General features: G+C 53.4%; 14 protein-coding genes. 4 read left to right on the top strand and 10 right to left on the bottom strand.

Annotated features, from left to right (window positions below; all coding sequences use genetic code 11):
• Positions 1-92: 92 nt before the first annotated feature.
• Entirely contained in the window at positions 93-434 is a 342-nt protein-coding gene (locus J4377_RS17930) for an accessory factor UbiK family protein (protein WP_038479490.1), read from the bottom strand.
• A gap of 363 nt (positions 435-797) precedes the next feature.
• Between J4377_RS17930 and J4377_RS17925 the strand changes: the two genes are divergently transcribed.
• From J4377_RS17925 to glnK, 3 genes are all read left to right on the top strand, one after another.
• Complete coding sequence (locus J4377_RS17925; protein ID WP_038479487.1) at positions 798-1,136, top strand: P-II family nitrogen regulator; 339 nt, start codon at positions 798-800, stop codon at positions 1,134-1,136.
• Between the two features lie 45 nt (positions 1,137-1,181).
• Complete coding sequence (locus tag J4377_RS17920; RefSeq protein ID WP_038479484.1) at positions 1,182-2,429, top strand: ammonium transporter; 1,248 nt, start codon at positions 1,182-1,184, stop codon at positions 2,427-2,429.
• Between the two features lie 203 nt (positions 2,430-2,632).
• Positions 2,633-2,971 (top strand): P-II family nitrogen regulator, encoded by a 339-nt coding sequence (glnK, locus tag J4377_RS17915; protein ID WP_009098335.1) that lies wholly within the window; start codon positions 2,633-2,635, stop codon positions 2,969-2,971.
• Between the two features lie 211 nt (positions 2,972-3,182).
• On the opposite strand, the gene J4377_RS17910 is transcribed toward glnK, so the two are convergent.
• Positions 3,183-3,959: a ferredoxin--NADP reductase gene (locus tag J4377_RS17910; protein WP_038479478.1), complete on the bottom strand. Its 777-nt coding sequence runs from the start codon at positions 3,957-3,959 to the stop codon at positions 3,183-3,185.
• 183 nt (positions 3,960-4,142) lie between these two features.
• Between J4377_RS17910 and J4377_RS17905 the strand changes: the two genes are divergently transcribed.
• The gene (locus tag J4377_RS17905; RefSeq protein ID WP_009723195.1) at positions 4,143-5,069 is read left to right on the top strand and encodes a LysR family transcriptional regulator; all 927 of its coding nucleotides are present in this window, start codon (positions 4,143-4,145) and stop codon (positions 5,067-5,069) included.
• A 20-nt stretch (positions 5,070-5,089) separates the two neighbouring features.
• Here the strand turns inward: J4377_RS17905 and J4377_RS17900 are convergent, their stop codons facing one another.
• From J4377_RS17900 to phnD, 8 genes are all read right to left on the bottom strand, one after another.
• On the bottom strand, positions 5,090-6,946 hold the full coding sequence (locus J4377_RS17900) for a methyl-accepting chemotaxis protein (protein WP_253486299.1): 1,857 nt from the start codon (positions 6,944-6,946) through the stop codon (positions 5,090-5,092).
• A gap of 334 nt (positions 6,947-7,280) precedes the next feature.
• Positions 7,281-9,398 (bottom strand): methyl-accepting chemotaxis protein, encoded by a 2,118-nt coding sequence (locus J4377_RS17895; RefSeq protein WP_253486298.1) that lies wholly within the window; start codon positions 9,396-9,398, stop codon positions 7,281-7,283.
• A gap of 10 nt (positions 9,399-9,408) precedes the next feature.
• A complete protein-coding gene (locus J4377_RS17890) occupies positions 9,409-11,280 on the bottom strand; it encodes a methyl-accepting chemotaxis protein (protein WP_253486297.1) in 1,872 nt (623 codons plus the stop codon).
• A gap of 105 nt (positions 11,281-11,385) precedes the next feature.
• Positions 11,386-11,817, bottom strand: a complete 432-nt coding sequence (locus J4377_RS17885; RefSeq protein WP_038479465.1) for a host attachment protein — start codon at positions 11,815-11,817, stop codon at positions 11,386-11,388.
• Positions 11,818-11,904: 87 nt separating this feature from the next.
• Entirely contained in the window at positions 11,905-12,714 is an 810-nt protein-coding gene (gene phnE / locus J4377_RS17880) for a phosphonate ABC transporter, permease protein PhnE (protein WP_038479462.1), read from the bottom strand.
• On the bottom strand, positions 12,708-13,517 hold the full coding sequence (gene phnE, locus J4377_RS17875) for a phosphonate ABC transporter, permease protein PhnE (RefSeq protein WP_038479459.1): 810 nt from the start codon (positions 13,515-13,517) through the stop codon (positions 12,708-12,710). The genes phnE (J4377_RS17880) and phnE (J4377_RS17875) overlap by 7 nt, the downstream gene beginning before the upstream one ends.
• The gene (gene phnC / locus J4377_RS17870; RefSeq protein WP_038479456.1) at positions 13,504-14,310 is read right to left on the bottom strand and encodes a phosphonate ABC transporter ATP-binding protein; all 807 of its coding nucleotides are present in this window, start codon (positions 14,308-14,310) and stop codon (positions 13,504-13,506) included. The genes phnE (J4377_RS17875) and phnC overlap by 14 nt, the downstream gene beginning before the upstream one ends.
• 57 nt (positions 14,311-14,367) lie before the next feature.
• Positions 14,368-15,357 (bottom strand): phosphate/phosphite/phosphonate ABC transporter substrate-binding protein, encoded by a 990-nt coding sequence (gene phnD, locus J4377_RS17865; RefSeq protein ID WP_231657785.1) that lies wholly within the window; start codon positions 15,355-15,357, stop codon positions 14,368-14,370.
• Positions 15,358-15,452 lie beyond the last annotated feature (95 nt).

The raw sequence follows: 15,452 nt of genomic DNA, 5'->3' as shown, positions 1-15,452 counted from the left end.
ATGACGCTCTTTACGTCATCAACATCAACGTATTAAGCCACCACTTAGTGTCGGCAATAGGCGTCGTAAGCCTATTGCCGTCCGTTCTGGGTTTAGGCGGGCTTGTTATCCTCTGAACCATCACTGTTCGGTTCAGGAGCGGGGGTTGGTGGTGCTTCTGCTTCAACGGGGGAAGGGCTCGTTGAGGTAGAAGCTTCCACGGCTGCCTCAAGGCTGGCCACTTGGCGCTCTAGAGCTTCAACGCGGGAGCGGGTGCGCTGTAATACATCCATCAAAATATCAAAGTCTTCCCGTGACACCAGCTCCAGCCTGTCAAAGGCACCACGCACTACCTGCTGTACGCCTTTTTGGATATCTTCCGGGGCTTGGGACGCGTTCTGTAAACGATCCCCAATTTGCTGGGCTAAACGGCTAATGCGATCTTGAGGCGCCATCGCTCTCTCCTTAAATGACCACGCATAAATGTGCACTGCTTACTAACTATAAGGATACGCAACCCGCAGTCGATGCGCATGCATCGTTTACAAATTAGCCTCTGGCCTCTCTTTATCGGCGGGGTGTATCAAAGGAGTGCATCGAAATGGAGCGCCGCGTTTTTATTAATGTTCTTTTATGGTGCAAGCAGGCAGTGGCGGCTGCTGCTAAGTCTTCCTTGCCACCGAATAATCTTGAATTTTATAAAACAAACTGCTGACTTATAAGAAAAAAAAGTTGGGTGGCATGGTATGCGCATTAACGAGATAAGCAGTTAATTCGGGCGGCGCTGCCGCTACCTAATCCAGCAGGGGAGATCCGGGATGAAACTCATCACCGCTATCATCAAGCCATTCAAACTTGACGACGTTCGTGAAGCGCTCGCTGACAACGGCGTTCAGGGCATCACGGTGACTGAAGTTAAAGGCTTCGGTCGTCAAAAGGGGCATACCGAGCTGTATCGTGGTGCGGAGTACGTCGTCGACTTTCTACCCAAGGTAAAAGTTGAAGTGGCCGTGGACGACACCCGGTTAGAGAGCGTATTGGAAGCGATCTGTAGCGCGGCTAACAGCGGCAAGATCGGTGACGGCAAGGTGTTTGTGACACCGCTTGAAGACGTTATTCGGATTCGGACAGGCGAACGCGGTGCAGACGCCGTTTGAAGCTGTTTTTTCGGATCATTTCTATAGTTCAACGGGGAACTTAAAATGAATGAGTTGACTGATCTGAGCTACGCGCTCGACACGTTTTACTTCCTAATTTGCGGCGTGCTCGTCATGTGGATGGCCGCTGGCTTCTCAATGCTTGAGGCTGGCTTGGTACGTTCAAAAAACACCGCCGAGATTCTGACCAAAAATATCGCGCTATTTGCGATTGCCTGCACCATGTACTTGCTGGTGGGTTACTACATTATGTATTCCAGCAGCGCGGGTGGCTTCCTACCCAACCTTGGTTTCTTGATTGGCGCTGAAAACAGCGTGGATGCAGTGACCGCAGGCGGTGATGATGCGCCTTACTACTCAATGCGCTCTGACTTTTTCTTCCAGGTAGTGTTCGTGGCCACTGCCATGTCGATTGTGTCTGGTGCGGTTGCTGAGCGCATGAAGCTGTGGGCTTTCCTGGCCTTCGCAGTGGTGATGACAGCCTTTATTTATCCGGTGTCTGGCTACTGGACGTGGGGCGGCGGCTGGTTGTCTGAAGTCGGCTATTCCGATTACGCGGGTTCCGGCATTGTTCACTTAGCAGGTGCCGCGGCTGCCTTAGCGGGTGTATTGGTGCTTGGCCCACGTAAAGGTAAGTATGGTAAAGATGGGTCTATCCACGCGATTCCAGGCGCCAACATGCCGCTGGCCACACTGGGTACTTTTATCCTTTGGATGGGGTGGTTCGGCTTCAATGGTGGCTCTGAGTTGAAAATGTCTGATATCAGCTCTGCCAACAACGTTGCTCAAGTGTTTGTTAACACCAACGCGGCCGCTGCCGGTGGCGTGCTTGCCGCACTGATTCTTGCCAAACTGTGGTTCCGTAAAGCGGACCTTACCATGGCGCTTAACGGTGCACTGGCTGGTCTTGTCGCGATTACTGCGGATCCTCTGTCGCCCTCTGCGCTAGGCGCTGCGGTGATTGGGGCGGTAGGTGGCTTGATCGTTGTCGCTGCGATCGTCACGCTGGACAAGCTGAAGCTTGATGATCCGGTCGGCGCTATCTCGGTACACGGTGTGGTGGGTATCTGGGGCGTGCTGGCGGTTCCGCTGACCAATGGCGACGCTTCTTTCGGCGCACAGCTGATCGGTATCGTTGGTATCTTTGGCTGGGTATTCGTTGCGAGCCTGGTGGTGTGGTTGGTGCTGAAAGCCATCATGGGTATCCGCGTTAGCGAAGAAGAAGAGTATGAAGGTGTCGATATTGCTGAGTGCGGTCTTGAAGCCTATCCCGAATTTAGCGTTAAGAAATAAGCTTACGCTAATGAAATGAGCTGGCGTGCTCTTTTGGCCTCCCCTAGCGGGAGGCCTTTTTGCCTTAGTGCATTGTTACAATCCATTGGCGCTGATTTTTTATTCTCTGCCTGTAGCGGTGTATGCTTAACGCTAACGGGCTTGGCTAACAGCAGTGTCCCGCCAACCTTTAATAAAAGGCCACCAAGCTAGAGGATGTCGCAATGAAATTGATCTCAGCCATTATCAAGCCGTTTAAGCTTGATGACGTACGCGAATCGCTCTCTGATATCGGCGTGCAGGGCATTACGGTAACGGAAGTGAAGGGCTTTGGCCGTCAGAAAGGTCACACAGAGCTATATCGTGGTGCAGAGTACGTGGTGGATTTTCTGCCCAAAGTAAAGCTAGAAGTTGCGGTAGATGACGATATGGCGGAACAGGTTATTGATGCCATTACGCAGGTTGCCAATACAGGCAAAATCGGCGACGGCAAAATCTTTGTCATGCCGCTGGAGCAGGTGATCCGTATTCGTACCGGTGAAACCGGTAAAGACGCGGTTTAGGTTTGTTAACTGTAAATAGTGAGTGGTGAATGGTAAGTAAAAAGCAGTAAGTTGTTGAACTATAGGTAGTAAGCAGCACAAAGCCCCTGTGGATCATCTCCAGCAGGGGCTTTGTATTAGTGATGTAGTCATTAAAGCGACTAGAATTTTTCTACTCACTACTCACTACTCACTACTCACTACTCACTACTCACTACTCACTACTCACTACTCACTTCTCAACAAAGGCACGCTCAATCACGTAATCGCCCGGCTCGCCCATCCGCGGGGAAATATTCAGGCCCAATTCGTCTAGTAGTGCGCTAGTGTCGTCGAGCATGGCGGGGCTGCCACAAATCATCGCGCGGTCTTGGCGCGGATCAATCGGCGGAAGACCGGTATCTTCAAACAGCTTGCCGCTGCGAATGTGATCGGTCAGGCGTCCCATGGTGTGGAATTCTTCACGGGTGACCGTGGGGTAGTACACCAGCTTCTCGGCAATCTCTTCGCCTAAATACTCGTGAGCAGGTAGCTCTTTGGTAATAAAGTCGGCATAGGCAAGTTCAGATACTTCGCGCACGCCATGTACCAGCACCACTTTTTCAAAGCGCTCGTACACTTCAGGGTCTTGGATCAGGCTCATAAACGGTGCAAGGCCTGTTCCGGTGGAAAGCATGTAAAGGTTGCGGCCGGGAAGTAGGTCATCGCATACCAGCGTGCCCGTAGGCTTGCGGCTGACCATAATTTGGTCGCCAACTTGAAGGTGCTGCAAGCGCGAGGTGAGCGGGCCATCGGGTACTTTGATGCTGAAAAATTCCAGATGGTCTTCGTAGTTGGGGCTGGCGATGGAGTAAGCACGCATCAGCGGTTTGCCATTCACTTCCAGGCCAATCATCACAAACTGACCATTTTTGAAGCGTAGGCTACGCTCGCGAGTGGTGCGGAAGCTGAACAGGGTGTCGTTCCAGTGGTGAACGCTGAGGACTTCTTCCAAGGCAAACTTGCTCATGCTAACTCCTCCAATGGGCAGAGTGGCCTAAGCCTCGTCTGCCATATTCTAAAAAAGCATAAAAGATGGCTAAATATGTTGCTGCTAATTCTAAATAAAGAGAGATATATCTGTTAAGCAAATTATACTGATAACACTTATCTAAAAAATAGATATGCCGCCGAAACAAGATAGGTTGTCTCTATGCACTACACCCTGCGCCAGTTGGAAGTCTTTGTGGCCGTCGCCCAGCACGAAAGTGTTTCTCAGGCGGCGCGTGCCCTCGCTATGTCCCAATCTGCTACCAGTACGTCGCTAGCGGAGCTTGAGCGTCAATTTGACTGCCAGCTTCTCGACCGCATGGGAAAACGGCTGAAGCTTAATGCATTGGGCTTTCAACTGTTGCCAAAAGCGGTGGCCCTGCTGGACAGGGCCGAAGAGGTAGAGGAACTGTTGCGCGGCCAGCAGGGCGTAGGCGCATTGGATGTGGGCGCAACGCTAACCATTGGCAACTATCTAGCAACTCTGTTGATCAGCGATTTCATGCAGCGCTACCCCGGCAGTCGGGTGCGGCTAGCGGTGCGTAACACGCGTCACATTATTGAGAGTGTACGCCAGCACTCGCTTGATTTAGGGCTGATTGAAGGGCAGTGCGACGACGATATGATTATTAGCCAGCCATGGGTAGAGGATGAGCTGTGCGTCTTCTGCTCGCCGCGCCACCCGTTGGCGGGGCGCGAGCATCTTGAGCTGGAACAACTGTTGCGTGAAGACTGGATTATGCGCGAGGAGGGCTCTGGCACCCGTATGACTCTTGAGCACGCCGCGCGGCATCGGCGTAGTCGGTTTAATACCCTGTTGGAGCTTGAGCATACCGAGGGAATTAAGCGGGCAGTAGAGTCGGGCCTGGGGATTGGCTGCGTTTCCAGGCTAGCACTACGTGATGCTTTCCGGCGCGGCAGCTTAGTGCCTCTGCCAACACCGGAATTAGACTTAAAACGTCAGTTCACTTTCATCTGGCACCGCCACAAGTACCTTACCACGGGGGTACGCGAGTTCTTGCGACTTTGCCGCGAGATGACCGCGGGTGCCAAGCGCAGTGATGATATTCCACTGCCGCCGATTCCTTAGTCACTCAATACGATAGTCACTCAATACGATGGCAAAACGTTGGGCGAGTTGACTGCTAGGGGAGTCGAAGGGTGTTGAGACAGCTTGAAGCTGCTGATGGTGCCCTTAAGATGATCAGCTTGCTCTTTCAGCTGTTCAGCGGCAGTGGTGGACTCTTCCACCATGGCAGCATTCTCCTGGGTCATACGGTCAAGTTCAGACACGGCGATATTGATCTGCTTGATGCCATCGCTCTGCTCACTCGTGGCGGAGTTGATTTCTTCCAACACATCGGTGACGCGAGTGATATGAGCGACTATATCCTGCATGGTTGCGCCCGCGTTTTGCACTAATGCGGTACCGTTATTGACTCTGCTTTGTGAGTCTTCAATGAGTTTTTGAATATCGTTGGCGGCTTCACTGCTGCGCCCTGCTAATTTGCGTACTTCATCAGCAACTACTGCAAAACCACGGCCATGTTCCCCTGCCCGGGCGGCTTCTACGGAGGCGTTAAGGGCCAGCAAGTTGGTTTGGAAGGCAATACTGTTCATTAGCGTGACGATTTCGCCAATTTTATGGGAGGCCTGGGAAATATCTTCCATCGTGGTAACCACATTGGCGACCACTTGCCCGCCTTCTTTAGCTACTTTCGAGGCCGTTTGAGAGAGCTTGTTGGCTTCTTGGGCCGAGGCCGCGGTGTGCTCCACGGTGCTGGTTATCTGCTCTACTGAAGCGGAGGTCTGCTGCAGGCTAGAAGCCGCGTTATCGGTACGGCGGGATAGATCCTGGCCGCCCAGGGCAATTTCGTTAGCGGCATGGTGCACCGATTCACTGCTGGTGCGTACATCGACCAATACCGCTTCCATTTTGCCCACAAAGCGGTTGAAAGCACCGCAAATCTGGGCCACTTCATCACGGCCCTGCTCGGGAAGTCGTCGGGTTAGATCGCCTTCGCCGCTGGCAATGTCATCCAGGGCATCACGCGCCCGTTCTAGGCCAGCGAAAGTACGTTTGAGCCACAGGCTCAACAGCAGCGCCGTGACAGCAATGATGGCGATTAGCGTCAACAGTGAAGACTTGAGGATGGCCCGCAGCCCTGCAGTGGCTTCATGCTCGTCTAGTGCCACGCCGAGTTCCCAGTCGGTTCCTGCTATGGGGGTCACTGAGAGTCGCTTATCCAGGCCATCGACTTCGATAGGCTCCCACGCGTCTTGCGTAGCACTTAGCTGTTCGATGGACGCGGGGGACAGGGTGTCGCTAATTCGACTCAGCGGTTTGAGCGTCAGTGCAGTGTCAGGGTGAGCAATCACTGTCTCGCCACCGCTACTTAGAAAGGCAAAACTCGAAGGTGTTGGCCGAATAGCGTTGACCTGACTGACTAGATTGTCGATGACGACATCGCCGCCGATCACCCCATACAAACGGCCATTACGCTTGACTGGCGTAGCAAAGGTAACCACTAGCTGATTGCTATTAGCGTCCACGTAAGGCAGCGAGACGATAGTACGATCCTGCTTTGTTGCTGCTTGGTACCAGCCACGCTGGCGTGGATCATAATCACTGCCTGGCACCCAGCCGTCGGACGAAAGATGGCTACCATCGGCTTGGCCGAAAAATGCCGTTAGGAAACCGCCTGACTCTGCTACCTGAATGAGTGGCGCAAGCGGGTCCTTATCGATCACTGGCGTGCGCGCGGCTTCTAGTATGGCGGCTCGGGCATCAATCCACTCCTCAATGGCCAGGGCGTTACCCTGTGCAATTGAGGCCAACTGCTGAGTTACCTGCTGGTCATTATGTGTTTGCAGGGTCAGGTAGCTGACTGAGGCATTAATAGTCAGTGCTAGCGTAATTACCATTAACGTGATGATAAGAATACGCAAGCGTAGGGACGACAGCATGAATATAGTCTCGCTAGTTAGGAAAGCTAAGGCCTGAAATAGGCCACTTTGTAGGTACTATCTGTTACGTACTATCTGCTATGTACTATCTGATAAGTACTATCTGCAGCCCTACTATCGGCATCAATGATTACGACTTTAGGCGTATGCTTAAGATCGTGTAGTTATCGGTTCGCAATGGGGAGAACACGCCCTGAAGTAAACTGAGCTAAGGCAGGATGGATAACGAGGTGGGCCTCGAAATGAGGCCTGGCAGGATAATGACCGCCGGAGCCCAGCGTAGCGATAAACCTGCGCTACTGCCGATCTCCTGGCGGCCTGATTTAATAGCTGTTTAGTACTGTGCCAGCGTTGGCGCAGGTAGTGTGTGCTGGCTCTGTGGGTGGCGGCTGTCATGTGCTTCAAGCGTGAAGCCACCCACCAGTGCATCGAGCCGATCCGCCTGATCTTTTAGCTGTTCGGCGGCGGTGGTGGACTCCTCCACTAGGGCTGCGTTTTGCTGAGTCATCTGATCTAGATCGGTGACGGCAATGCTTACCTGACTGATACCATCGTTTTGTTCTCGCGCGGCCGTGCTGATATCGCCGAGCATTTGAGTAACGCGCGTCACGCTTTGAGCCAGTTCATGCATAGCGGCTTCGGCATCACGCACCATTTGGGTACCGCTTTCTACCTTGCCTGCCGAGGCATCGATGCGTTGGCGAATATCTTTGGCGGCGTCGCTGCTGCGCGAGGCGAGTTTACGTACCTCATCAGCCACGACGGCAAAACCACGACCATGCTCCCCAGCACGGGCAGCCTCTACGGATGCGTTTAGCGCCAGTAGGTTAGTTTGGAAAGCGATGCCATCAATGACGCTGACAATGCTCTGAATTTCATCAGAGTTGGTGCGAATATCCGTCATCGTGGCGACCACCTGCTCAAACGCACTGTCAGTACGGGACGCTAGCTCCGAGGCGGTTTGGGAAAGCCCGCTGGCTTCCTGAGAGGCGTGGGTGGTGTGACCAACGGTACTGCTGATCTCTTCCATGGCTGAAGAGGTCTGTTGCAGGCTGGCGGCGGCCTGTTCGGTACGCCGAGAAAGATCATGCCCTCCTTGGGTAATCTCATTGGCCGCATGGTTAACCGCTTCGCTGCTGCGCCGTACATCCAGCAAGATGGTTTGGATTTTCTCCGCGAAGGCATTGAACTGTTCTGCTACCGCTGCACTCTCGTCGCGGCCATGAACTGGCAAGCGTTGGGTAAGGTCACCATGTCCTGTCGCGATCTCTTCCATCCGGTTGGCCAGGCGTTTAAGAGGGCGTGCGATTCGTCCACCAATCCACCACAGTGCGCCGACACCAATGGCGGCCAGCAGTAGGCCCACCAGTGTCATGCCGAGGGTGTTTTGCTGACGCTGCTCACTAAGCACGTCTTGCAAGGCGTTCAGCTCGGCCAGTACCACTGACTCGGGAAGCTGCAGTACCAGCACCCAGGGCTGATCCGTATTGCCAAGGGCGATAGGCTGATAACGCTGGAACATACCGTCGGCCATGCTGCTGTGTAGGCTGCCCTGCGTTGTTGCCTGCTCAATGCCTGCCAATAGCGTGTCACTTAGCGAATCGCTAGCGGGCAAGCCCAAGGCTTCTTTGCCAGCGGTATCCGCTACCAAACCGCCACGTCCCGCCACCAGTGTCATTCGGCCAGCGCCGTTATAAAGCGCCTGGTTAGCATCGTTTAACAGGGTTTGGATAAAGTTAAGCGCCAAATCAACCCCCGCCACACCGCGAAATTCGCCATCTACCAAGATCGGCGCGTTGAACGAGGTGACTAGCTGGGTTTCACCGCCGAAGTCGTAAGCCGCGGGGTCGATAATACAAGGAGCTAAGGTTTCCCGTGGACACAGGTAGTACTCGCCTTCGCGCACGCCGCTTGCCAGGGGCGTTTCGCTCTCTATATCCTCACCTAGCGGCAGTATCGCCAGCTCGCCATCATCAGTGCGGTACCACCAAGGCATAAAGCGGCCGCTGGCGTCATGGCCGTAGCGCTCGTCACCCGCGTAGCGAGCGTCATCTCCAAAGGCGTTGGGCTCCCAGCCGATATAGGCATCCACTAGGTCAGGGTTGTCGGCGACGGTTTGGCGCACAAGGTTTGATAGCTGTCGGCGGCTTAAGTAGAGCGCGCGTTGGCCTTCTGCATCGTCCATGCCCATTAACGCATTGGTCATGGCGAGTTGGCTGGCCAGTGTCAGCGCTTTGTCCAGCTCGCGCTGAATGCGCTGACCTTCTGCTTCGGCAATGGCGTTTAAACGGGCATCCAGCGCGCCTTCCATGAGCTCACTGGTGTGGTCATCCACGGTTTGTTGGGTGTGTGAGGCGGCGATCAGGTTATACACCACCAGGGCGGCCACAATGGCTAACAGGCAAGGGCCTGCTAGTGCCACGACAAAAGAGCGTAATGAGCGGAAATGCATAGTGTAATCCCTAGGCGATATGGCGACGTTGGTTGTCAGATGTTTGGTAGGGCACTTGCAAAGCAGGCGTGGCAGCGTGGGACAGTTTAAAGCTGCTGATAGTCCCCGCGAGATGCTCCGCTTGCTCTTTCAGTTGCTCAGCAGCAGTAGTGGACTCTTCCACCATGGCAGCGTTTTCCTGGGTCATGCGATCAAGCTCGGCAACGGCAATATTGACTTGATTAATGCCGTCGCTCTGCTCGCTGGTGGCTGCGTTAATCTCCTCCAGTACATCGGTAACACGGGTGATATGGGCAACAATATCCTGCATCGTCGCACCCGCATTTTGTACCAGAGAGGTGCCATTGTTGACTTTGCTTTGTGTGTCTTCGATTAGCTTTTGAATATCGTTGGCAGCTTCGCTACTGCGTCCCGCCAGTTTGCGGACCTCGTCGGCCACTACGGCAAAGCCGCGGCCATGTTCGCCGGCACGGGCCGCTTCTACAGAGGCGTTGAGTGCCAGCAGATTGGTTTGGAAGGCAATGCTGTTCATCAGCGTGACAATCTCACCAATTTTATTAGAGGCTTGAGAAATGTCTTCCATGGTTGTGACGACATTTGCCACCACTTGGCCGCCTTCCTTCGCAACGTTTGATGCTGCATGGGAGAGCTGGTTGGCTTGCTGGGCGGATGCGGCAGTGTGTTGAACGGTGCTGGTTATTTCCTCGATCGACGCAGACGTTTGCTGCAGGCTTGCGGCCGCGTTATCGGTACGGCGTGATAAATCCTGACCACCCATGGCAATTTCGTTGGCCGCGTGATGAACCGCTTCACTGCTTGTACGGACATCAACTAATACGGCTTCCATTTTGCCGACAAAACGGTTGAACGCGCTGGCAATTTGGGTCACTTCATCGTTGCCTTCTTCTGGCAAACGTAGGGTTAAATCGCCATCTCCCGAGGCAATGTTATCCATCGCGCTGCGCACGCCAAGCAGTCGACGAAGCATCAATGAAAGCAGAACTCCAAATATAACGGCGGTGATGGCCGCGACAATCAGCAAAGTGATAATCGAGGTAGTCGCAATGGCACGCAGGCCTGCGGTGGCTTCGTGCTCATCAAGCGCCACTACTAACTGCCAGCCACTACTGCCGCCCACTGTGCTGCCCATCAGCAGCTTGCCACTGTTTTGCAGCTCAAGCGCTTGAGGCTCTTCGGCTTGGATAATCTTGGCTAAGCTGTCGTTGGTTAGATCGCTGCTCAACACTGAGGACGGCTCAAGCGTTAACTCGGCGTCAGGATGCGCCACGAGCGTGCCATCTTCCGTCGTCAAAAAACCAAAGCTTGAAGGTGTCGGGGCGATACTGGCCACAATATCAATGACATCTTCAATGGTGATGTCTGCGCCAATAACAGCAGCGAGCTGCCCGTTACGGTAGAAGGGGCGTGCAAAGGTAACGATTAACCCCCCTGTTTGGGCATCGACATAAGGCGTTGTGATAATGGTGTCTTTGGCGTTGGCAGCGTCCTGATACCAGGGGCGTTGGCGAGGGTCATAATCACTAGGTGGCTGCCAGTTATCAGAAAAAACAGCATCAGACGTAGAGGGATAAGCCATATAGGCAGTCATGAAGCTTCCAGAGTCAGCCAACTGGCGCAACGCGGCAAGCGGGTCGCTGCTGTTAACAGCATCATCCATGCTGGCCAGCATGGTATAGCGAGCGTTAAACCACTCATTAATCGCCTGGGTGTTACCGTTAACGACAGCACTGAGATTGCGGCTTACTTGTTGATTGTTGTGATGCTTGACGGTGGTGTAGCTGGCTATGCCATTAATGATGAGGGCTACAATAATGGCCGTGAGGGCGGCTAGTAAGATGCGGGCTCGTAGGGAGGAAAACATGGTCGCTCTCTAAATCGTCAGGGGTCAGACGACTATCGGCAAAAGCGACCACTTCTTTAGCAGAAAAGCGTGCTTAGTGGGAAAGCGAGAGTGACGTAGAGAGCATTAGCGTAAGTCGCTAACGGCGTTTTGAATATCGGCCAGGGAAGCTTTACTCAAATCTTTTGAAAGCGTGTGAATGACCAACTTGTGGGTGGTGTTATCGAGCTTTTCTCGCAGTAGCCCAAGAAATTTCGGCGGCGCGACCATAATAAGCTTTTCCATGCTGTTATCGACGCGTGCGTCATATAAGCGCTTGGCAACTTCTTTGGCAAACAACTCATTTTCATGCTGCGAGGCGGCGCCCTCCTCTCCTGACGAGCGCGATGAGGTTGACGTAGATTCATGAACATCGGCACCGCGGCGATCGGTGATTAAATCACCTTCATGCAGCCTGCCTGCTGCGTGTACAAGGCTCTCATGCTCAGTGAGATTCAACGCATCACGGGTGAAAATACGCGCGCGGGCGGCGTCAGCTACCACGATATAGGTGGTCATCATCGTACGTCCTCCTTGTCGTTAGTTACTCTCTAACCATGGCAATCATTTGCCGTTTGGTCAAACACTTGCGTAGCTAAAAAGGGGTTAAAGCACTTTGCTGCGTAGTAGGCTAGTAATGGCTTCGCCTATCAGTACCAAAATGATAATCGCGATCAAAATAGTAGCGACTGTCGGCCAAGCAAAGGTGTCGATAGCGCCTTGTAGAATTACGCCAATGCCACCTGCGCCAACGAGTCCCAGTACGGTGGATTCCCGGATGTTGATATCCCAGCGCAGAATCACGATGGCAAAAAAGGCTGGCATCACCTGGGGCACAATGGCGTAGGCGACCACTTTTGCCTTGGAAGCACCGGTGGCTTCCATTGCTTCCACCGGTCGGCGGTCGATTTCTTCAATGGCTTCACCCATTAATTTGCCAATAAAGCCTATCGAGCGAAACACAATCGCCAGGATCCCTGCTAATACGCCGGGGCCAAAAATAGCCACGAATAACAGCGCCCATATAATCGTATTAACCGAGCGGCTGGAGACCAGAATAAAGCGCCCCAGCCATAGGCAAGCACGATTGGGGGTGGTGTTCTGGGCGGCGATATAGGCGACTGGCAAGGCGAGAAAAATAGTCAGAAATGTGGCTAACGTTGCGATATGTACCGTTTCGAGCAGCGCGTTCAGAATATTGCTTAACCCGGCAGCGCTGGGCGGCCACATGCGCGCACCCAAATTAGACATTTGGTTGGGAGCGTCCCATACCCAGGGCCAGAAAATATCAATATCGCGAACCGCCCAGAACACCAGCATCAGTGTGCCTAGCAATACAGCGTAGCGGATTAAGCGTTCTTTACGGTCGTAGCGATGCCAAACACGGTCGGCAAGTTGCTGAGCGTGATCTACCATATTTTTTTCCTCACCCAGCCGCTGATGCCTTCACTCAGTAAAATAACCGCAATAATGACCAGTAGAATCGCAAAGGCGAAGTCGTAATCATAGCGACCAAAGGCATTCATTAATGTGCCACCGATACCGCCTGCACCGACGATGCCGACCACCGCAGAGGCGCGTAGGTTGCTATCAAGCTGGTACATCGATAGACCGACCTGACGGGGCAATATTTGTGGAAAGACGGCGTAATAAAGCGTGGCAATGTAGCCTGCTCCTGCCGCGCGCATGGCTTCTACCTGCCCCCAGTCAATCTCTTCGATCTCTTCTGCTAGCAGCTTTCCAACAAACCCGATGGAGTAGAGAGTCAGCGTTAAAATACCTGCCAGCGGCCCAAAACCAACGGCCGCCACGAATAAAATAGCCACGATCACGGGGTGAAAGCTGCGCGAGATAATAATGACCGCGCGGCCAATCACGTAAATGGGCATCGGGGCGATGTTACGAGCGGCCATCACCGCAAAAGGAATCGATAAAAAAACGCCTAGTAATGTGGCGAGAATGGCAATTTGGAAGCTCTCTTTAAAGCCTGTCAGCAGCAACTCGTAACGTTCCAGGCTGGGGGGAAAGCCCCCGCTAAAGATGCGTGCTGCCCGCGGTAAGCCTTCTGAAATGCGCGCCCAGTTAAACGGCAAAGAACCGAAAGCCCACACCAGATAAATCGCAGCGACAATAAAAATGCCGTAACGGATGATGGGGTTGGCAATAAATGGCGGCTTTTTCCAGATGCGCGGGGGAGAAGGGGAGTCAGACGGCGTCATGTCGTGGCTCCTCTACGCGGGCATCGGGCTGCTCAGTAATGGCATCGTCAGGCGCTTCAATACCACCATAAATGGCATCTAGCGCGTCTTTGTTAAAGTCCGCAGGCACTCCATCAAAAATCATCTTGCCGTGGCGTAAGCCGACAATGCGCTCAGTGTAGGTTTTTGCTTGCGCAACGTTGTGAATATTGATCAATACCGGTAGCGAAAGCTCACTGGCAAGGCTCTGCAGCAGTATCATGATCTGCTCGGACGTGCGCGGGTCGAGCGATGCCGTTGGCTCGTCGGCCAGCAGCAGGTCAGGTTCTTGCATTAATGCCCGTACCACCCCGACGCGCTGGCGCTCACCGCCGGAAAGCTCATCGGCACGTTTATTAGCGTAATGAGCAATTCCAACGCGCTCCATGAGGGTAAATGCGCGCTCTATATCAGCTTGGGGGTAGCGACGTGAGATTGCTTGATAGAGATTAACGTAGCCAAGCCGTCCAGCAAGTACGTTCTCCATGACGGTGAGGCGGTCAAGTAAGTTAAATCCCTGGAAGACCATGCCAATTTTGCGCCGAGCACGGCGTAACTCAGCGCCTTTCACATTCACCAGTTCGGTGCCGTTGAGTTTGATAGAGCCCGATGTAGGTTCTACTAAGCGATTGATACAGCGAAGCATGGTGCTTTTACCAGCACCGGACGCGCCGACAATAGAAACAACGCTGTTGTCCTCTACCTTAAGGTCGAGTCCCTTCAGCACCGCCTCGTTGTGGCCATAACGTTTGACCAGATTGGTAATTTCCAGCATGTGATTGTTTCCATCGAAAGGCGAATAATTGCGCCGCCGGAGACGGCGCAATCGCTGTTACTCCAGGTTTTCTCGTGTATAGCTCACGTCATTAGCCGCCTGGATGGTACGAATCACTTGCCAGTTATCTTTGTAATTAATCGGAATAAACTTTTCGACGCCTTCAAACTCTTCGCCAAGCTCGGTGCCAACAAAATCGAAGGTAAAGAAGGCTTCCTCGATTTTTTCTACAAGATCTGGGTGTAGGTTGTGGGCGTAGTTATAGGAGGTAGTGGGGAATCGGTCAGATTCGTAGATCAGACGCACATCTTCCTCATCGTAAAGACCACGTGCTGCCATACGCTCGACTACTTCAGAAGCCACCGGCGCGGCATCGTAATCCCGAGCGACTACGCCCAACATTGATTGGTCATGGCTGCCCGAGTAAACGACGTCGTAATCCTCTTCGGGGGTGATGCCAAGCTCTGGCAGTAAGGCACGCGGCGCTAGATTACCGGAGTTGGACGTTGGTGAGGTGTGGGCAACACGCTTGCCCTTGAGGTCTTCCAGGCTCTCAATATCTGAGTCTACGTGGGTAAATAGCTGCAGGGTGTAGCCGAACTGACCATCATCTGACCCCATCAGTGCGAAGGGTACCGCGCCTGCTAAGTTAACGGCAAAGGGGGTAGGGCCAGTCGAGAAGCCAGCAATGTGTAAACGCCCGCTGCGCATGGCTTCGACTTGTGCGGCGTTAGATTGAACAGCAAAGAAGCGCACATCGCGTTCGGTAACCTCGGATAGATGATCAATAAAGGGCTGCCAGATATCCGAATAAATGGCCGGATCTTCTACTGGGGTATAAGCAAAAATAAGGGTGTCCGGGTTTGCCCACCCAGACTCGTCGCTTGGCCGATCAGCCACCATGTCGCCGTTTTCATCGCAGTACAGCGGATCCAAGTCACCGCGCTCGCACTCTGCCAAAGCATGGGTAGAGAGGAGTGCGAAGGGGAGCAGTGATGCAGCCGCTAGCATGGCAAGCGGGCGCTTGCAGAAACGTGGTGTTTCCATAGTTAGCCTCTTATGTGCGTTATTTTTGTGTTGTGCTATCCACTATCGAATTCAGCGCTTCTTTTACTGCGCGTGCGTTTCGCAAGTGGACATTT

The organism is Halomonas sp. XH26 (assembly GCF_024138895.1).
GTDB lineage: Bacteria > Pseudomonadota > Gammaproteobacteria > Pseudomonadales > Halomonadaceae > Vreelandella > Vreelandella alkaliphila.
The sequence above is the reverse complement of the archived record's forward strand: the minus strand, read 5'-3'. Positions and strand labels throughout refer to the sequence as shown.